Source organism: Pseudomonas grimontii (assembly GCF_007858185.1).
GTDB lineage: Bacteria > Pseudomonadota > Gammaproteobacteria > Pseudomonadales > Pseudomonadaceae > Aquipseudomonas > Aquipseudomonas grimontii.
In genome coordinates this window covers 1-17,897 of record NZ_VFES01000020.1, presented here as the reverse complement: position 1 = coordinate 17,897, position 17,897 = coordinate 1, and the positions used below count along the sequence as shown (strand labels likewise).

Here is a 17,897-nt window from a genome sequence, read left to right as displayed (position 1 = left end):
ACACTTTGAAGTGTGAACCTTCAAATGTGGGAGGGGGCTTGCCCCCGATAACTGTTTATCAGGCAACCTTGTTCAAATCATTATCCCGCGTCTCTTTCAGGCACAGCACAGCAATCAAGCTGAGTAACGCTGCCGCCGACACATACCCGCCGACATAACTCAGCCCACCCATTGCCACCAGCTTGGTTGCGAAGAACGGTGCGGCCGAAGCGCCCACAATCCCACCCAGGTTATACGCCGCCGAAGCCCCGGTATAACGCACGCGAGTCGGGAACAGTTCCGGCAGCATTGCGCCCATCGGCGCGAAGGTCACGCCCATCAGGAACAGCTCCAGGGCCAAAAACAGCGCTACGGCCCAGGTCGAGCCGTGGGTCAGCAGGGGCTCCATGGTGAAGCCCGACAGAATCGCCAGGACCGCGCCGACGATCAGCACCGGCTTGCGCCCGTAGCGATCACTGGCCAAGGCCGCCAGCGGCGTGGCCAGGCCCATGAACAGCACTGCAAAGCACAGCAATCCGAGGAACGTCTCGCGGCTGTAGCCCAGCGTCGAAACGCCGTAGCTCAGGGAAAAGGCCGTCGTGATGTAGAACAGTGCGTAACACACCACCATCGACATGGCGCCCAGCAGTACCGGCAACCAATGCTGGCTGAACAGTTCCACCAGCGGCACTTTCACCGGGGCTTCTTTCGCCACGGCATTGGCGAACACTGGGGTTTCATGCAGCTTCAAGCGCGCATACAGGCCGACCATCACCAATGCTGCGCTGAGGATGAACGGGATACGCCAGCCCCAACTACGGAACTGCTCGTCATTCAGGCTCATGGCCAGGATCAGGAACAAACCGTTGGCCGCCAGGAATCCGATCGACGGGCCCAGTTGCGGGAACATGCCGAACCAGGCGCGCTTGCCCTTGGGCGCGTTCTCGGTGGCCAGCAATGCCGCGCCACCCCACTCGCCGCCAAGGCCCAGGCCCTGGCCGAAACGCAGCACGCACAACAGGATAGGCGCCCAGGCACCGATGCTGTCATAACCGGGAAGCAAGCCGATCAGCGTGGTGCACACGCCCATCAACAGCAGCGAGGCCACCAGGGTCGACTTACGGCCGATGCGGTCGCCGAAGTGGCCGAACAGCGCCGAGCCCAACGGACGGGCGATAAAGGCGATGCCGAAGGTCAGGAACGACGCCAGCATCTGCGCGGTACCGGAGGTCTGCGGAAAGAACACCGGCCCGATCACCAGTGCGGCAGCCGTGGCGTAGATATAGAAGTCGTAGAACTCGATGGCGGTGCCGACGATGCTTGCGGTGGCGACACGTGCGGTCGAGTTGGTCGGGGCGGCGGTCGCAGCCTCGTTATAGGTGGTGCTCATGGAGGTATCCCTGACGGTCGTTGCGCGTTTGGACGCGGATTATTATTGGTCGAACACCCATGGATCAGGGTTGTATGCGGTCGGGCGAAGCTTGGGTAAGCCGCAGGGATTATAGGAAGGGGTCTGGAATTACAACAAGAGCCGACACGCCGCAAATCAAAATGTGGGAGGGGGGCTTGGAACTGTTTACCGTCAGGCAGTTACGCGGCGACGGGTATCCGGCTGGTATGCCAGATCAACACCTTGCTCACCCGGTTGTCCTCGGTCTCGAGGATTTCCAGGCGGTAGCGGCCGATCTTCAGGCACACCGCGCAATCCGGAATGGTTTCCAGGGCTTCGGTGACCAGGCCGTTGAGGGTCTTGGGGCCGTCGCTGGGCAGGTGCCAGCCCAGGCTCTTGTTCAACTCGCGGATCGAAGCGGCGCCGTCGATGATATAGCGGCCATCCGGCTGCGCTTCAATATGCGGGTTGTCCGCACTTTGCTCGTTTTCGAATTCGCCGACGATTTCTTCGAGAATATCTTCCAGGGTGACGATACCCAGTACTTCGCCGTATTCATCCACCACCATGCCCAGGCGTCGCTGCTGTTTGTGGAAGTTCAGCAGTTGCAGTTGCAGGGGCGTGCTTTCGGGGACGAAGTAGGGTTCGTAGGAGGCCTCGAGCAAGGCGTCCTTGGTCAGGCTGGCGTCCGGCAGCAGGTGCTGGATCAGCCGGGTATTCAGTACGGCTTCGACTTGGTTGATGTCACTGTGGAACACCGGCAGGCGAGTGCGCGGAGAGGTCCGCAGCTGCTCGATGATCTCTTCGATCGAGTCATCCAGGTTGATACCGTCCACTTCGCTGCGGGGCACCAGGATGTCATTGACGGTGATGTTGTCCAGGGCGTGGATGCCCGGCATGCCTGGGCTGCGGTCTTTGTCGGCCTCGGGCTCCGGTTCATCGTCGTGGTCGGGCTGTGGCTCGTCGCTGTTTTTGACCACGCCGGCCTTTCGGGCAAACGGGCGCAGCAGCAACAGGCTGATGCCATTGAGCAGCCAGGCGGCGGGATAGAGGATTTTCAATGGCACGCCCAGCAGCGTGTTGCCAAAACCCAGCACCGCTTGCGGATGGCGGGTTGCCAGGGCCCGGGGCAGGTAGTCGGCCAGGATCAGCAGAACGGCGCAGGAGATCAGCCAACCAAGCCATGGGCCGTTTTGTGCCCAGGCATAAATTGCCAGTAGGGTGCAGAGGATCACCACGGCCGCGCGGCACAGGCTGTTGCACAGGATCAGGCTGTGGCGCGGGAAGCTCAGGCGGGCGGCGGCTTTGTCGCCCTGGCGTGTACCGGGGCGCAGTGCCAGCAGGTGTTGTTGTGCGGCTTCGATGGCGGTAAACAGCGCCGCCCATAACACCAGCAAGGCGATTACCGCGAGCATCGGCCCCAGGGGCAAGTTGTCCATTTTTGCTGCCCGTCAGATATGCAGGATGTATTCGCGAACCAGCTTGCTGCCGAAATAGGCCAGCATCAGCAGGCAGAAACCGGCCAGGGTCCAGCGGATCGCCTTGTGCCCGCGCCAGCCGAGGCGGTTGCGGCCCCACAGCAATACGCTGAACACCACCCAGGCCAGGCACGCCAGCAGGGTCTTGTGCACCAGGTGCTGGGCAAACAGGTTTTCGACGAACAGCCAACCGGAAATCAGCGACAGCGACAGCAGCGTCCAACCGGCCCACAGGAAACCGAACAGCAGGCTTTCCATGGTTTGCAGCGGCGGGAAGTTCTTGATCAGCCCGGAAGGGTGCTTGTGCTTGAGCTGGTGGTCCTGCAACAGCAGGAGCAAGGCCTGGAACACCGCGATGGTGAACATGCCGTAGGCCAGGATCGACAGCAGGATATGGGCGAGGATGCCTGGCTCCTCATCGATCACCTGCACCGTACCGGTGGGGGCGAACTGCGCGAGCAGCACCGTCAGCACGCCCAACGGGAAGAGCAGGACCAGCAGGTTCTCGACGGGAATCCGATAACAGGCCATCAGCGTCAGCGCAATGACCGCCGCCGCGATCAGGCTGGCGGCGCTGAAGAAGTCCAGGCCCAGGCCAACCGGCGTCATCAGGTGAGTGAACAGGCTCGCTGCATGGGCCAGCAGGGCGAGGACGCCAAGGCCGACCAACAGGCGTTTGTCCGCCTTGGCGCCTTGGGCCAGACGAGAGCCCTGATAGAGGGTCGCAGCGGCATACAAGATGGCGGCGGCGAGGCTGGGTAGCAAACTGGGTGACAAGGGGACCATAAATCCTGATAGACAAGCCCGAAAGGCGCTGAGTTTGGCATACACCTGCGTTCCACGAAAGACTCCAGGGCCAGACAGCGGGTGTGCATGGGCGCAGTCTTCGCTATAATCCGCGACCTGCCCACGCCGCAGGCTTGCCGAGCGCTGTTTTTAATAGCGATTTACCACAGCCTGGGCCGCCATTACCTCGGTCTACCAATGCATTTCGATGAATAGGGCCTGAAAGGATCGCGCATGTTTGAAAACTTGACTGACCGTCTCTCGCAGACGCTGCGCCACGTAACCGGCAAGGCCAAGCTGACCGAGGACAATATTAAAGACACCCTGCGCGAAGTGCGCATGGCGTTGCTGGAAGCCGACGTCGCCTTGCCTGTGGTCAAGGACTTCGTCAACTCGGTCAAGGAGCGCGCGGTCGGCACTGAAGTGTCCCGCAGCCTGACCCCGGGCCAGGCCTTTGTGAAGATCGTCCAGGCCGAACTCGAAAGCCTGATGGGCGCGGCCAACGAAGACCTGAACCTCAGCGCCGTGCCACCGGCCGTCGTGTTGATGGCCGGCCTGCAAGGTGCGGGTAAGACCACCACCGCCGGCAAGCTGGCGCGCTTCCTTAAAGAGCGCAAGAAGAAGTCCGTGATGGTGGTGTCGGCCGACGTGTACCGTCCGGCGGCCATCAAGCAGCTCGAAATGCTCGCGGGCGAAGTGGGCGTGACCTTCTTCCCGTCCGACCTGAGCCAGAAGCCGGTCGACATCGCCAACGCAGCTATTAAAGAAGCCCGGCTGAAGTTCATCGACGTGGTTATCGTCGACACCGCCGGTCGCCTGCACATCGATGAAGAGATGATGGGTGAGATCAAGGCGCTGCATGCCGCGATCAACCCGGTCGAGACGTTGTTCGTGGTCGACGCCATGACCGGCCAGGATGCGGCCAATACCGCCAAGGCCTTCGGCGACGCACTGCCGCTGACCGGCGTGATCCTCACCAAGGTCGACGGCGACGCCCGTGGCGGTGCCGCGCTGTCGGTGCGTGCCATCACCGGCAAGCCGATCAAGTTCATCGGTATGGGCGAGAAGAGCGACGCGCTCGAACCGTTCCACCCTGAGCGTATTGCCTCGCGTATCCTCGGCATGGGTGACGTGCTCAGCCTGATCGAACAGGCCGAAGCCACCCTCGACAAGGACAAGGCCGATAAACTGGCCAAGAAGCTGAAGAAGGGCAAGGGCTTCGACCTCGAAGACTTCCGCGACCAGTTGCAACAAATGAAGAACATGGGCGGCCTCGGCGGCCTGATGGACAAGCTGCCGAACATCGGCGGTGTGAACCTGGCGCAAATGGGCAATGCCCAGGGCGCGGCAGAGAAGCAGTTCAAGCAGATGGAAGCCATCATCAACTCCATGACCCCGGCCGAGCGCCGCGACCCTGAGCTGATCAGCGGTTCGCGCAAGCGTCGGATCGCCATGGGTTCCGGCACCCAGGTGCAGGACATCGGTCGCTTGATCAAGCAGCACAAGCAGATGCAGAAGATGATGAAGAAATTCTCCGCCAAGGGCGGAATGGCCAAGATGATGCGCGGCATGGGCGGTATGTTGCCCGGCGGCGGCATGCCCAAGATGTAAAGATTTCGAGCAGGAGCCCAGCTCCTGCTCCGACCCACAGGGATGTGGGATCTCCAGCAAACCCGCCGTTGGCGGGGGCTGACCTGCCGTTTTAACCGACGGCTCTATAGCAGATCTGAATGGTACGCTGATAGGCGCCAGAAAAAGACATTTGCAAAAGTCGGGATATTCCTTAGAATATGCGGCCTTTCGGGCACCTATGCCCGCTGTGCATTTAGATTTGCAGCACCGACTACAGGAACGATGTTCACATGCTAACAATCCGTCTTGCCCTTGGCGGCTCCAAAAAGCGCCCGTTTTACCACTTGACCGTAACTGACAGCCGCAACCCACGTGACGGCTCTCACAAGGAACAAGTTGGTTTCTTCAACCCGATCGCTCGTGGTCAAGAAGTCCGCCTGTCCGTGAACCAAGAGCGCGTAGCCTACTGGCTGAGCGTTGGTGCACAACCGTCTGAGCGTGTTGCCAAGTTGTTGAAGGACTCGGCTAAGGCCGCAGCCTGAGCAATATGAACGCGACGCCAGCTGTTGCTGATGATTTGATCGTTATCGGCAAGATTTATTCTGTTCATGGCGTTCGCGGCGAAGTGAAGGTGTATTCCTTTACTGATCCGACTGAAAACCTGTTGCAGTACAAAACCTGGACGCTCAAGCGCGAAGGTAGTGTGAAACAGGTCGAGCTGGTCAGTGGACGCGGGAGCGATAAGTTCCTGGTCGCAAAGCTCAAGGGTCTTGATGACCGTGAAGAAGCTCGTCTTCTGGCCGGTTATGAGATCTGCGTGCCGCGCAACCTGTTCCCTGAATTGACCGACGGCGAGTACTACTGGTACCAGCTGGAAGGTTTGAAGGTTATTGATCAACTCGGGCAATTGTTCGGGAAAATCGATCATCTTCTGGAAACCGGCGCCAATGATGTAATGGTGGTCAAGCCTTGCGCTGGCAGCCTGGATGATCGCGAGCGCCTGTTGCCCTATACCGAGCAATGCGTGTTGGCCGTCGACCTGGCAGCGGGCGAGATGAAGGTGGAATGGGACGCGGACTTCTAAGCGTGGCTAATTTGCGCATTGAAGTGATCAGTTTGTTTCCCGAGATGTTCTCCGCCATCAGCGAGTACGGCATCACCAGTCGGGCGGTGAAACAGGGGCTGTTGCAGCTCACCTGTTGGAACCCGCGAGACTACACGACGGATCGACATCACACTGTGGACGATCGCCCATTTGGCGGTGGCCCGGGCATGGTGATGAAGATCAAGCCCCTGGAAGACGCGTTGGCTCAGGCCAAGGTCGCTGCCGGGGAGAAGGCGAAGGTAATTTACCTGTCCCCTCAAGGCCGCCAGCTGAAACAGGCTGGGGTGCGCGAACTGGCGAATGAGGAAGCACTGATCCTGATTGCCGGTCGCTATGAAGGCATTGACGAGCGTTTTATTGATGCTCATGTCGATGAAGAGTGGTCGATTGGGGACTATGTCCTGTCTGGCGGCGAGCTGCCGGCGATGGTCCTGATAGATGCGGTTACACGACTGCTGCCTGGAGCTTTAGGGCATGCGGACTCCGCGGAGGAAGATTCCTTCACGGATGGTTTGCTGGATTGCCCGCACTACACCCGACCGGAGGTGTATGCGGATCAGCGTGTTCCCGACGTATTGCTAAGTGGCAATCACGCACACATCCGGCGTTGGCGTTTACAGCAGTCCCTTGGTCGGACCTATGAACGACGCGCCGATCTTCTGGAAAGCCGCTCGCTTTCTGGAGAAGAGAAGAAGCTGCTCGAGGAATACATCCTCGCGCGGGACGATAGTTAACAACGTATCGATGGTAGGTCCATTGACTTACCTTAGGAGCACAGCATGACTAACAAAATCATCCTTGCACTCGAAGCAGAGCAGATGACCAAAGAGATCCCTACCTTTGCCCCAGGCGACACCATTGTCGTTCAGGTGAAAGTGAAGGAAGGCGACCGTTCGCGTCTGCAAGCGTTCGAAGGCGTGGTAATCGCCAAGCGTAACCGTGGTGTGAACAGTGCTTTCACTGTTCGTAAAATCTCCAACGGTGTTGGCGTAGAGCGTACTTTCCAGACCTACAGCCCGCAAATCGACAGCATGGCCGTTAAGCGTCGCGGTGACGTACGTAAAGCCAAGCTGTACTACCTGCGTGACCTGTCCGGTAAAGCAGCTCGCATCAAGGAAAAACTGGCTTAAGTCCAGCTTCCCGATGCAGAAAAAAGCAGCCTGCGGGCTGCTTTTTTGTGCCCGCGATTTGAGCTCTGCCTCTGGCGGAAAATGCGCCCTGCTGCGACGGTTCATACCTTCAAGCGTGTGTGCATGGCTGGGCTGCGATAGGATCTACCCGTTACCAGTACTTTCCTTATCCGAGCCCTCATGCCTGCCATTGACCACCCCCTGATCGACCGCTTCCTCGACGCCCTCTGGCTGGAAAAAGGCCTGTCAGACAACACCCGCCAGGCCTACCGCAGCGACCTGGCGCTGTTCAACGGCTGGTTGCAGGAGAAACACCTGGAACTGATCAATGCCGGCCGCGAGTTGATCCTCGATCACCTGGCCTGGCGCCTGGAGCAGAACTACAAACCCCGTTCCACTGCACGATTTCTCTCCGGTGTGCGGGGTTTTTATCGCTATTTGCTGAGGGAGAAGCTGATCGCCCTCGATCCGACCCTGCAAATCGATATGCCGCAACTGGGTAGGCCTTTACCTAAATCCCTGTCAGAAGCTGATGTCGATGCCTTGCTCGCTGCGCCCGACCTCAGCGAAGCCATCGGCCAGCGTGACCGCGCCATGCTGGAAGTCTTGTATGCCTGCGGCCTGCGGGTCACGGAGCTGATCAGCCTGACCCTGGAGCAAGTCAATCTGCGTCAGGGTGTGCTGCGGGTGATGGGCAAGGGTAGCAAGGAACGGCTGGTGCCGATGGGGGAGGAAGCGATTGTGTGGATCGAGCGCTATATGCGCGATGCCCGTAGCGAGCTGCTTGGCGGGCGTCCCAGCGATGTGCTGTTTCCCAGTCAGCGTGGCGAGCAGATGACCCGCCAGACGTTCTGGCATCGCATCAAGCACCAGGCCAAGGTGGCGGGGATCGGCAAGAGCCTGTCGCCCCACACCTTGCGCCATGCATTCGCCACCCATTTGCTCAACCACGGTGCGGATTTGCGCGTCGTGCAAATGCTGCTCGGGCACAGCGACTTATCCACCACTCAGATCTACACCCACGTGGCGCGTGCGCGATTGCAGGATATGCACGCCAAGCACCACCCGCGAGGCTGAAAACCGCCAATTTATTCCGCCACGGGCTGCCCTGCGGCCCAACTGTGGTAGGCTTTGCCGGTTAGCAAAGGGGACGGCCCGCACCCGTGTTTCCGTATCGGCGTACCTGCCCCCGTCCCTGCATCTGCCTTCAGGAGTTTCCATGCGCTTGACCCAGATTATTGCCGCCGCAGCCATTGCGTTGGTTTCCACCTTTGCCGTTGCCGATGATGCTGCCGAGCAGACCATCCGCAAGAGCCTGGCCAACCTGCAGCTCGACACCCCGATCGAAAGCATCAGCGCCAGCCCGATGGCCGGCCTGTATGAAGTCAAGCTCAAGGGCAGCCGCGTGCTGTACGCCAGTGCGGACGGTCAGTACATCGTCCAGGGTTACCTGTTCCAGCTCAAGGACGGCAAGCCGGTCAACCTGACCGAGAAAGCCGAGCGCCTGGGCGTATCCAAGCTGATCAACGGCATCCCGGTGGCTGAAACCGTGGTTTACCCGGCCATCGGCGAGACCAAGACCCATATCACCGTGTTCACCGACACCACCTGCCCGTACTGCCATAAGTTGCACGCCGAAGTGCCTGCGCTGAACAAGCTGGGTGTGGAAGTACGCTACGTAGCGTTCCCGCGCCAGGGCCTGGGTTCGCCGGGCGACGAGCAGCTGCAAGCCGTATGGTGCTCGGCCGACAAGAAAGCGGCCATGGACAAGATGGTCGATGGCAAGGAAATCAAGGCCGCCAAGTGCGCCAACCCGGTGTCGAAGCAGTTTGCCCTGGGCCAGTCCATCGGCGTCAACGGTACACCGGCCATCGTTTTGGCTGACGGCCAGGTGATTCCGGGCTACCAGCCAGCACCACAAGTTGCCAAACTGGCGCTGAGTGCCAAATAAACCAGCATCGTCGAACCTTTGACGATCATGGCCCGTGGATAAGTCGACGGGCCATTAATTGAAAGCCGCAGTTGTGCGGCTGTTTTCCACGGCCGACCTAGCGTCGGCCGTTTCATGGGGAGTTCTTCAGTGAAACCGGTCAAAGTAGGCATCTGTGGGTTAGGGACCGTCGGTGGCGGTACCTTCAACGTACTTCAGCGTAATGCTGAAGAAATTTCCCGCCGTGCAGGGCGTGGGATTGAAGTGGCGCAAATCGCCACGCGTTCGCCAAAGCCTCAGTTCCAAACGACCGGTATTGCGATTACCAACGATGTCTTCGCCGTGGCCACCAACCCTGAAATCGATATTGTCATCGAACTGGTAGGCGGTTACACCGTGGCTCGCGAGCTGGTGCTCAAGGCTATCGAGAACGGCAAGCACGTGGTCACCGCCAACAAGGCGCTGATCGCCGTACACGGCAACGAGATCTTCGCCAAGGCCCGCGAGAAGGGCGTGATCGTCGCGTTCGAAGCCGCGGTTGCCGGTGGCATCCCGGTGATCAAGGCGATCCGTGAAGGCCTGTCCGCCAACCGCATCAACTGGGTGGCCGGCATCATCAACGGCACTGGTAACTTCATCCTCACCGAAATGCGCGAGAAGGGCCGTACCTTCGAAGACGTGCTGGCCGAAGCCCAGGCCCTGGGTTACGCCGAAGCCGACCCGACATTCGACGTGGAAGGCATCGACGCGGCGCACAAGCTGACCATCCTGGCGTCCATCGCCTTTGGTATCCCGCTGCAATTCGACAAGGCCTACACCGAAGGCATCACCAAGCTGACCACGGCCGACGTGAACTACGCCGAAGCCCTGGGCTACCGCATCAAGCACCTCGGTGTCGCGCGTAGCACCCCGGCGGGTATCGAGTTGCGTGTGCACCCGACGCTGATCCCGGCCGACCGCCTGATCGCCAACGTCAATGGCGTGATGAACGCCGTGATGGTCAACGGTGACGCGGCCGGCTCCACCCTGTTCTACGGCGCCGGTGCCGGCATGGAGCCGACCGCGTCGTCGGTGATCGCCGACCTGGTGGACGTGGTTCGCGCCATGACCAGCGACCCGGAAAACCGCGTGCCGCACCTGGCCTTCCAGCCGGATTCGCTGTCGGCCCACCCGATCCTGCCGATCGAGGCATGCGAAAGCGCCTACTACCTGCGCATCCAGGCCAAGGATCACCCGGGCGTATTGGCCCAGGTGGCCAGCATCCTGTCGGAGCGCGGTATCAACATCGAGTCGATCATGCAGAAGGAAGTCGAGGAACAGAACGGCCAGGTGCCGATGATCCTGCTGACCCACCGCGTGCTTGAGCAGCATATCAACGATGCCATCCAGTCACTGGAAGCTCTCCAGGGTGTGGTTGGGCCGGTAGTACGGATTCGCGTCGAACATTTGAATTAATTCAGCTGCAAGCGCCAAGTTGCAAGCTTCAAGTAGAAGCAGATCTGCTCTAACTTGAAGCTTGTCACTTGAAGCTTGAAGCCCAAACCGAAGGTTTGCCCCTATGCGCTACATCAGCACCCGCGGCCAGGCACCGGCCCTGAATTTCGAAGACGTTTTGCTGGCAGGCCTTGCCACTGACGGCGGCCTGTACGTGCCGGAAAACCTGCCACGTTTTACCCAGGAAGAAATCGCTTCGTGGGCCGGCCTGCCGTATCACGAGTTGGCGTTCCGGGTGATGCGCCCGTTCGTCACCGGCAGCATCCCCGATGCGGATTTCAAAAAGATTCTGGAAGAGACGTATGGCGTGTTTTCCCACAGCGCCATCGCCCCTCTGCGCCAGCTCAACGGCAACGAATGGGTGCTTGAGCTGTTCCATGGCCCGACCCTGGCGTTCAAGGACTTTGCCCTGCAACTGCTGGGTCGCCTGCTGGACTACGTGCTGGAGAAGCGCGGCGAGCGCGTGGTGATCATCGGTGCCACCTCGGGTGATACCGGTTCGGCCGCCATCGAAGGCTGCAAGCACTGCGAAAACGTCGACATCTTCATCCTGCACCCGCACAAGCGTGTGTCGGAAGTACAGCGTCGCCAGATGACCACCATCTTCGGCGAGAACATCCATAACATCGCCATCGAAGGCAACTTCGATGACTGCCAGGAAATGGTCAAGAACAGCTTCGCCGACCAGGGCTTCCTCAAAGGCACGCGACTGGTGGCGGTGAACTCGATCAACTGGGCGCGGATCATGGCCCAGATCGTTTACTACTTCCACGCTTCGCTGCAGTTGGGCGGCCCGGCGCGTTCGGTGTCGTTCTCGGTGCCGACCGGCAACTTCGGCGACATCTTCGCCGGTTACCTGGCCCGTAACATGGGCCTGCCGATCAACCAGTTGATCGTCGCCACCAACCGCAACGACATCCTGCACCGCTTCATGAGCGGCAACCAGTACGTCAAGGAAACCCTGCACGCCACCCTGTCGCCGTCCATGGACATCATGGTGTCGTCGAACTTCGAGCGCCTGCTGTTCGACATGCACGGTCGCAACGGCGCAGCCATTGCCGGCTTGATGGACACCTTCAAGAGCGGCGGCGGTTTCAGCGTTGATGAAGAGCGTTGGACCGAAACCCGCAAGCTGTTCGACTCCCTGGCCGTGGACGACGCGCAGACCTGCGAAACCATCGCCGACGTCTACGCCCAGACCGGCGAGCTGCTCGACCCGCACACCGCTATTGGTGTGAAGGCCGCCCGCGAATGCCGTCGCAGCCTGGATATCCCGATGGTGATCCTCGGCACCGCCCATCCGGTCAAATTCCCGGAAGCGGTGGAGAAGGCTGGTGTCGGCAAGGCGCTGGAACTGCCGGTGCATCTGACCGACCTGTTCGAGCGTGAAGAGCGTTGCACGGTGCTGCCGAATGACTTGAAGGCGATGCAGGCGTTTGTCAGCCAGCATGGCAACCGTGGTAAGCCTTTGTAAGGCAAGTCACGAAGACAAAAACGCCGCTTTCCCTTCCTTGGGTCAGCGGCGTTTTTTGTTTCTGGCAGGCCCGGCCTCAGCGCCTGGCAAACCCCAAGAACAGCAGCCCATTGCAGAAGCATTTATGTGCCGCCGTTTTTTGCCTGTCATGTTGCAAGCGCATGCTGGAGACGTCATCCCCCGACAACCCCACATAAACGAAAAAGCGAACTTTCCTACGTCACAACCAGTCACTTAGGATAGATGCAGCTCCCGTTTACAAGAATGTTTGCGAACTATTGAGTGGTGATCGAGATGGAAAGTATCAGCCTATTGCTCGAAGAAGCACTGAGCCCGTATCAGGTGACGTTGACCACTGCCGGTGTGCAGGGCGAGTGCCTGGTAACCGTGAAGAACCCCGCCGGCGCGATCATGGTCGAGCGTGAAGTCGACCGGGCGCAATTGCTCGATAAGCGCGTATTGGTGGATGTGGTGGATTGCCTGCTGCGCGACCTCAAGATCGCTGAAGGACGCCTGGAGCCCTCGGTCATCGCAGCCTTGCGCAACGCGGCCCAGACTCGCAGCGCTGCCGTTGCATGAAGAATTGTTTATAGATGGAAACTTCCTAGGTCATGGCCGGTCAGATTTCGTAACAGCAAGAGCAAACATTGTGCTCCGGTGTTTGTGCCTTGTTGTACTGGTCTCTGTAGGCCACGTTTAACCCCGAAGTGTCTCCCCACTCTTCGGGGTTTCTTTTTGCCTGCGATTTGTCACGGCTCTGGCGAGTCCTGGAAAAAGCTCGGGTTGTCTCGCAGGTAATGTTCACGCATGACAGGGTCCAGCCAGGCGGCATAGGACTGCTGTACTTGTTCCAGCGCAATGCTGAGCAGAACCTGGTTGATCTGTTCCATGACCTCGCGCCCTTGAGGCGTATCCGAACAGCCGATATGCGTGCGTTGGTAAGGCGCCGTGCCCTTGATGGGGTAGAAGCTGAGGTCGTCGGCAGCGATCCCCTGTTGCATCGCGTGGTAGCGGATTTCCGGCCAATAACCCAGCACCGCCTCCAGCCGGCCCAGGCGCTGCATCTGCAGCAAGCTGCCAAGGGCATCGTTGCCGTAGTGCAGTGCCAGTTTGTGCGGGTCGGCCAGTTTCAGCCGCTCATCGATAACGGGGCCGTAGCTGCGCTCCGCGATCGCGCCAACCCTTGCCTTATCGGCGTCGAAGAAAGCCTGCAGGTCAAACTGGCTGTCCACGATAAACGGCGCCAGGGCGTCCTGCTGGCTGCGTCGGATCGTGATGCCATTGCTGGCGACCACAAACGCCTGGCTGGAAAATACGATGTACCTGGCCCGCTCGGCCGTCCACAGCAACGATGGATCGCAGGTGAGCGTTGGCTCGCGAAGCATCTGCATGCCGCGCGCGCGATTGACGTGCAGTATCTGGTGGCGATAGTCGGGCAAGTGCTCGATCAATATCGGCAGCAATTGGTCCAGCGCACCCTGGCCTTTGCGCGGCCCTTCGAAAATGGTCAGCGGCGGCAAGTCGCGCAACAACCAGATCAACGTATCCCCGGCATTCGCCGACACGGGCCAGCCGCCAGCCATCATGACGGCCAGGTACAGCGCAATGAGCCAGTGTTTGCAACGATGGGGCATCAGATTGCGCCTTTCTCACGCAAGCGGACAATGGCAGCGGCGTCGTATCCCAGCTCGCCCAACACCACGCCGTTGTGTTCACCCAGTTGCGGTCCCACCCATTCGCAACTGCCCGGTGTGTCCGACAGCCTGGGCACGATGCCCGGCATCTTGAAGTCCTTGCCGCCGGGAAGCTGTGCCTTGAGGAACATCTCGCGCGCAAGGAATTGCGGGTCGCCCAGCATGTCTTCGGCGCTGTAGATACGGCTGGCGGGCACCTCAGCCTTGTTGAGTTGTTCCACCACCTGCTCCAGCGGCAGCGAGTTCACCCAGCGATCGATCACGCCATAGAGTTCATCGCGACGGCTATCGCGCCCGTCATTGCTGGCCAGTTGTGGGTCGTTCGCCAGGTCGTCACGGCCGATGGCGCTCATGAACCGTTTGAAGATGGCATCACCGTTGGCGCCAATCTGTACGTGCTTGCCGTCCGCACTGGTGTGGATCGACGACGGCGTAATGCCGGGCATGATGTTGCCGGTGCGTTCGCGAATAAACCCGAACACGTCGAACTCGGGGATCATGCTTTCCATCATGGCGAAGATGGCTTCATACAGCGCCACATCCACCACCTGGCCGACGCCACCGTTGACCTCGCGATGACGCAGCGCCATCAACGCACCGATTACCGCCCACAGCGCGGCGATGGAGTCGCCAATGGAGATCCCGGTGCGCACCGGCGGGCGGTCCTCGAAACCGGTGATATAGCGCAGCCCGCCCATGGACTCGCCCACTGCGCCAAACCCCGGCTGGTCTTTCATCGGCCCGGTCTGGCCAAAACCCGAGAGGCGCACCATCACCAGTTTCGGGTTCAGCGCGTGCAGGGTCTCCCAGCTCAGGCCAAGCTTCTCCAGTACGCCGGGGCGAAAGTTCTCGATCAGGATGTCGGCGTCGGCCAGCAACTGCTTGAGAATCGCCAGACCGTCCGGGTGCTTGAGGTTCAACGTCAGCGACTTTTTGTTGCGCGCCTGCACAAACCACCACAGCGAGGTGCCTTCATACAGCTTGCGCCATTTGCGCAGCGGGTCGCCGCCATCCGGGGATTCGACCTTGATCACCTCGGCGCCGAACTCAGCGCAGATGCGTGAGGCAAACGGGCCGGCGATCAGGGTGCCGAGTTCGATGACTTTCAGGCCGGCAAGCGGTTTGGCATTAAACGACATGGGGATCCTTTCGGGCGCGGAACGGGTGTGTGATGCCTTTTAACATAGGCGAGTGGCGCAGGGATAAGGATGATGCAGCGCAGGATTCGGTGAATGACCTCGCCATCGGTTAGACTGGCCGCCTTTCCCTGTCTCTAGAAGCCCGTTCATGGCCCAGCCGTCCACGACCTACAAATTCGAACTCAACCTCACCGACCTCGACCGTTCGGTGTACGAGAGCGTCAAGCAGACCATCGCTCGCCACCCCTCGGAAACCGAAGAGCGCATGACCGTGCGTCTGTTGGCCTACGCCCTTTTTTACAACGAACAGTTGGCGTTCGGTCGTGGTCTGTCAGATGTAGACGAGCCAGCCCTGTGGGAAAAAAGCCTGGACGATCGGGTTTTGCATTGGATCGAAGTCGGCCAGCCGGATGCCGACCGACTGACCTGGTGCTCGCGCCGCACTGAGCGCACCAGCCTGCTGGCATACGGCAGCTTGCGCGTTTGGGAAGGCAAGGTGGTGCCGGTGGCGAACAACCTGAAGAATGTGCACATCGCGGCGGTGCCCCAGGAGATTCTGGAGGTTCTGGCCAAGGACATGCCCCGCGTGATCAAGTGGGACGTGATGATCAGTGAAGGCACGGTCTTCGTCACCGACGACCGTGGCCAGCACGAAGTGCAATTGCAGTGGCTGGTTGGCGAACGCGGTTGAATTGGAGCTGCAAGCCTCAAGCCTCAAGCTACAAGCTTGAAGCTTGAAGCTTGAAGCTTGCAGCTAATATCCCCCTACAGAGAACTCCCCAACGTCCCATGCGTATCGATCCCCGCCCGTTGCCCGCCGTCATGCCCTTCCTTGGTGAATTGCCACCGCTGTTGACCCGTCTTTACGCCGCTCGTGGCGTGCAGTCCGAGGCCGAGCTGGACAAGAGCCTGGCGCGGTTGATTCCCTATCAGCAACTAAAGGGCATCGACGCGGCGGTGGACTTGCTGGTGACGGCATTGGAGCAGCGCCAGCGCATCCTCATCGTCGGTGACTTCGACGCCGATGGTGCCACTGCCAGCACCGTAGGCACCCTGGGCCTGCGTTTGCTCGGTGCGGCCCATGTCGACTACCTGGTGCCCAACCGCTTCGAATACGGCTACGGCCTGACCCCGGAGATCGTCGCCGTGGCCTTGCAGCGCGAGCCGCAGTTGCTGATCACCGTGGACAATGGCATCTCCAGTGTCGAAGGCGTGGCGGCGGCGAAAGCGGCGGGGTTGCAGGTATTGGTGACCGATCACCACTTGCCTGGGGATGAGCTGCCGGCGGCGGATGCCATCGTCAACCCGAACCAGTCGGGCTGTGAGTTCCCAAGCAAGGCGCTGGCCGGCGTGGGGGTGATCTTCTATGTGCTGATGGCCCTGCGCGCGCGCCTGCGCAGTTTGGGCTGGTACGAGAACACGCCTCAACCGAATATCGGCGAGCTGCTCGACCTGGTTGCACTGGGCAGCGTCGCCGACGTGGTGCCCCTGGACGCCAATAACCGCATCCTCGTGCATCAGGGCTTGGAGCGTATTCGCGCCGGTCGCGCGCGGCCGGGGATCAAGGCGATCCTCGAAGTGGCCAAGCGCGATGCGGCGCGTATAACCTCCACCGATCTCGGCTTTATCCTCGGGCCACGCTTGAACGCCGCTGGGCGCCTGGATGATATGAGCCTGGGCATCGAATGCCTGCTCACCACGGATTTTGCCGCGGCACGGGAAATGGCTGCGCAATTGGACGGCATGAACCAGGACCGAAAATCCATCGAACAAGGCATGCAGCGCGAGGCCCTGGCCCAGCTCAAGGACTTGCCGGTGGAGTCGATGCCCTATGGCTTGTGCCTGTTCGATCCGGACTGGCACCAGGGTGTGATCGGCATTCTTGCCTCGCGCATGAAGGAGCGGTACTTTCGCCCGACCATCGCCTTCGCCGATGCCGGTGATGGGCTGCTGAAGGGCTCTGGACGCTCCGTGCAAGGCTTTCACATCCGCGATGCCCTGGCGGTGGTCGCGAGCCAGCATCCCAACCTGATCGCCAAATACGGCGGCCACGCCATGGCGGCGGGGTTGACCTTGCTGGAGGAAAATTTCCCACTGTTTGCCGAAGCTTTTGATGCCGAAGTGCGTCGGCAACTGCGTGAAGAAGACCTCACCGGGCGCCTGCTGTCAGACGGCACCCTGGCGGTGGAAGAGTTTCACCTGGAACTGGCGCGCGCATTGCGGCATGCCGGGCCGTGGGGTCAGCACTTTCCCGAGCCGCTGTTCCATGGTGTGTTTCAGCTGGTGGAACAGCGGGTGGTAGGGGAGCGGCACTTGAAAGTGGTACTCAAGAGTGAGTGCGGGTCGGTGAAACTCGATGGCATTGCGTTTGGGGTGGATCGTGAGGTCTGGCCTAATCCGACGGTGCGCTGGGTGGAGTTGGCCTACAAGCTGGATGTGAATGAGTTTCGTGGCAATGAAACCGTGCAACTGATGATCGCGCATATCGAACCGCGTTAAATCTCACTGACACCACAAACAACTGTGGGAGGGGGCTTGCCCCGATAGCGGTGTTTCAGTCAGCTTACCTCTAGCTGACCCACCGTCATCGGGGGCAAGCCCCCATATGCGCTAACCATATCTCAAAAGCTATAGTAAAAACTGCCTCGCTATAGGAAGTGACTAGCAGTGACAGACGCCACGCAAAAACTGAATGAAGACTGGCCAAAACTCCTGGCGCTGTTGCC

The 17,897-nt window shown here is 60.2% G+C and carries 17 protein-coding genes; 12 read left to right on the top strand and 5 right to left on the bottom strand.

Features of this window, described 5'->3' with window-relative positions; translation table 11 throughout:
- Positions 1 to 58 precede the first annotated feature (58 nt).
- From FIV39_RS25615 to FIV39_RS25605, 3 genes are all read right to left on the bottom strand, one after another.
- Positions 59 to 1,369, bottom strand: a complete 1,311-nt coding sequence (locus FIV39_RS25615) for an MFS transporter (RefSeq protein WP_090400637.1) — start codon at positions 1,367 to 1,369, stop codon at positions 59 to 61.
- Between the two features lie 200 nt (positions 1,370 to 1,569).
- Positions 1,570 to 2,808, bottom strand: coding sequence for a transporter associated domain-containing protein (locus tag FIV39_RS25610; RefSeq protein ID WP_090400636.1), 1,239 nt, complete (start codon positions 2,806 to 2,808; stop codon positions 1,570 to 1,572).
- Between the two features lie 12 nt (positions 2,809 to 2,820).
- The gene (locus FIV39_RS25605) at positions 2,821 to 3,633 is read right to left on the bottom strand and encodes a cytochrome C assembly family protein (protein ID WP_090400635.1); all 813 of its coding nucleotides are present in this window, start codon (positions 3,631 to 3,633) and stop codon (positions 2,821 to 2,823) included.
- 234 nt (positions 3,634 to 3,867) lie between these two features.
- Between FIV39_RS25605 and ffh the strand changes: the two genes are divergently transcribed.
- The 10 genes from ffh (at position 3,868) to FIV39_RS25555 (ending at position 12,917) form a co-directional block, all read left to right on the top strand.
- The gene (gene ffh, locus FIV39_RS25600) at positions 3,868 to 5,244 is read left to right on the top strand and encodes a signal recognition particle protein (protein ID WP_024077237.1); all 1,377 of its coding nucleotides are present in this window, start codon (positions 3,868 to 3,870) and stop codon (positions 5,242 to 5,244) included.
- 251 nt (positions 5,245 to 5,495) lie between these two features.
- Entirely contained in the window at positions 5,496 to 5,747 is a 252-nt protein-coding gene (gene rpsP / locus FIV39_RS25595; RefSeq protein WP_003238923.1) for a 30S ribosomal protein S16, read from the top strand.
- A gap of 5 nt (positions 5,748 to 5,752) precedes the next feature.
- Positions 5,753 to 6,289, top strand: a complete 537-nt coding sequence (gene rimM / locus FIV39_RS25590) for a ribosome maturation factor RimM (protein ID WP_053135622.1) — start codon at positions 5,753 to 5,755, stop codon at positions 6,287 to 6,289.
- Positions 6,271 to 7,044 (top strand): tRNA (guanosine(37)-N1)-methyltransferase TrmD, encoded by a 774-nt coding sequence (trmD, locus tag FIV39_RS25585; protein WP_184743990.1) that lies wholly within the window; start codon positions 6,271 to 6,273, stop codon positions 7,042 to 7,044. Before rimM ends, trmD begins: the two co-directional genes overlap by 19 nt.
- 45 nt (positions 7,045 to 7,089) lie before the next feature.
- Positions 7,090 to 7,440, top strand: a complete 351-nt coding sequence (gene rplS / locus FIV39_RS25580; RefSeq protein ID WP_003175895.1) for a 50S ribosomal protein L19 — start codon at positions 7,090 to 7,092, stop codon at positions 7,438 to 7,440.
- A gap of 180 nt (positions 7,441 to 7,620) precedes the next feature.
- A complete protein-coding gene (xerD, locus tag FIV39_RS25575) occupies positions 7,621 to 8,517 on the top strand; it encodes a site-specific tyrosine recombinase XerD (protein ID WP_090400634.1) in 897 nt (298 codons plus the stop codon).
- Between the two features lie 142 nt (positions 8,518 to 8,659).
- The gene (locus tag FIV39_RS25570) at positions 8,660 to 9,391 is read left to right on the top strand and encodes a thioredoxin fold domain-containing protein (RefSeq protein ID WP_003175893.1); all 732 of its coding nucleotides are present in this window, start codon (positions 8,660 to 8,662) and stop codon (positions 9,389 to 9,391) included.
- 129 nt (positions 9,392 to 9,520) lie between these two features.
- Complete coding sequence (locus FIV39_RS25565) at positions 9,521 to 10,825, top strand: homoserine dehydrogenase (RefSeq protein WP_074847565.1); 1,305 nt, start codon at positions 9,521 to 9,523, stop codon at positions 10,823 to 10,825.
- 103 nt (positions 10,826 to 10,928) lie between these two features.
- On the top strand, positions 10,929 to 12,338 hold the full coding sequence (gene thrC / locus FIV39_RS25560; protein WP_090400633.1) for a threonine synthase: 1,410 nt from the start codon (positions 10,929 to 10,931) through the stop codon (positions 12,336 to 12,338).
- Positions 12,339 to 12,632: 294 nt separating this feature from the next.
- Positions 12,633 to 12,917: a DUF3509 domain-containing protein gene (locus FIV39_RS25555; protein WP_090400632.1), complete on the top strand. Its 285-nt coding sequence runs from the start codon at positions 12,633 to 12,635 to the stop codon at positions 12,915 to 12,917.
- A gap of 170 nt (positions 12,918 to 13,087) precedes the next feature.
- Here FIV39_RS25555 and FIV39_RS25550 read toward each other — a convergent pair whose 3' ends face one another.
- Together FIV39_RS25550 and FIV39_RS25545 are read right to left on the bottom strand one after the other, a co-directional pair.
- A complete protein-coding gene (locus FIV39_RS25550; protein WP_090400631.1) occupies positions 13,088 to 13,972 on the bottom strand; it encodes a TIGR02285 family protein in 885 nt (294 codons plus the stop codon).
- Positions 13,972 to 15,171 carry a CaiB/BaiF CoA transferase family protein gene (locus tag FIV39_RS25545; RefSeq protein ID WP_090400630.1) on the bottom strand — a complete coding sequence of 400 codons (1,200 nt, stop codon included), beginning with the start codon at positions 15,169 to 15,171 and terminating at the stop codon, positions 13,972 to 13,974. The genes FIV39_RS25550 and FIV39_RS25545 overlap by 1 nt, the downstream gene beginning before the upstream one ends.
- Before the next feature lie 148 nt (positions 15,172 to 15,319).
- Between FIV39_RS25545 and FIV39_RS25540 the strand changes: the two genes are divergently transcribed.
- The gene (locus FIV39_RS25540) at positions 15,320 to 15,862 is read left to right on the top strand and encodes a YaeQ family protein (RefSeq protein ID WP_090400629.1); all 543 of its coding nucleotides are present in this window, start codon (positions 15,320 to 15,322) and stop codon (positions 15,860 to 15,862) included.
- A gap of 98 nt (positions 15,863 to 15,960) precedes the next feature.
- Entirely contained in the window at positions 15,961 to 17,670 is a 1,710-nt protein-coding gene (recJ, locus tag FIV39_RS25535) for a single-stranded-DNA-specific exonuclease RecJ (protein WP_090400628.1), read from the top strand.
- The last annotated feature ends 227 nt before the right edge of the window (positions 17,671 to 17,897 follow it).

Excerpts from the sequence above, each read along its gene's own strand:
- FIV39_RS25615 (WP_090400637.1), bottom strand. The coding sequence starts at position 1,369 with ATGAGCACCACCTATAACGAGGCTGCGACCGCCGCCCCGACCAACTCG.
- FIV39_RS25610 (WP_090400636.1), bottom strand. The coding sequence starts at position 2,808 with ATGGACAACTTGCCCCTGGGGCCGATGCTCGCGGTAATCGCCTTGCTG.
- FIV39_RS25605 (WP_090400635.1), bottom strand. The coding sequence starts at position 3,633 with ATGGTCCCCTTGTCACCCAGTTTGCTACCCAGCCTCGCCGCCGCCATC.
- ffh (WP_024077237.1), top strand. The coding sequence starts at position 3,868 with ATGTTTGAAAACTTGACTGACCGTCTCTCGCAGACGCTGCGCCACGTA.
- rpsP (WP_003238923.1), top strand. The coding sequence starts at position 5,496 with ATGCTAACAATCCGTCTTGCCCTTGGCGGCTCCAAAAAGCGCCCGTTT.
- rimM (WP_053135622.1), top strand. The coding sequence starts at position 5,753 with ATGAACGCGACGCCAGCTGTTGCTGATGATTTGATCGTTATCGGCAAG.
- trmD (WP_184743990.1), top strand. The coding sequence starts at position 6,271 with ATGGGACGCGGACTTCTAAGCGTGGCTAATTTGCGCATTGAAGTGATC.
- rplS (WP_003175895.1), top strand. The coding sequence starts at position 7,090 with ATGACTAACAAAATCATCCTTGCACTCGAAGCAGAGCAGATGACCAAA.
- xerD (WP_090400634.1), top strand. The coding sequence starts at position 7,621 with ATGCCTGCCATTGACCACCCCCTGATCGACCGCTTCCTCGACGCCCTC.
- FIV39_RS25570 (WP_003175893.1), top strand. The coding sequence starts at position 8,660 with ATGCGCTTGACCCAGATTATTGCCGCCGCAGCCATTGCGTTGGTTTCC.
- thrC (WP_090400633.1), top strand. The coding sequence starts at position 10,929 with ATGCGCTACATCAGCACCCGCGGCCAGGCACCGGCCCTGAATTTCGAA.
- FIV39_RS25555 (WP_090400632.1), top strand. The coding sequence starts at position 12,633 with ATGGAAAGTATCAGCCTATTGCTCGAAGAAGCACTGAGCCCGTATCAG.
- FIV39_RS25550 (WP_090400631.1), bottom strand. The coding sequence starts at position 13,972 with ATGCCCCATCGTTGCAAACACTGGCTCATTGCGCTGTACCTGGCCGTC.
- FIV39_RS25545 (WP_090400630.1), bottom strand. The coding sequence starts at position 15,171 with ATGTCGTTTAATGCCAAACCGCTTGCCGGCCTGAAAGTCATCGAACTC.
- FIV39_RS25540 (WP_090400629.1), top strand. The coding sequence starts at position 15,320 with ATGGCCCAGCCGTCCACGACCTACAAATTCGAACTCAACCTCACCGAC.
- recJ (WP_090400628.1), top strand. The coding sequence starts at position 15,961 with ATGCGTATCGATCCCCGCCCGTTGCCCGCCGTCATGCCCTTCCTTGGT.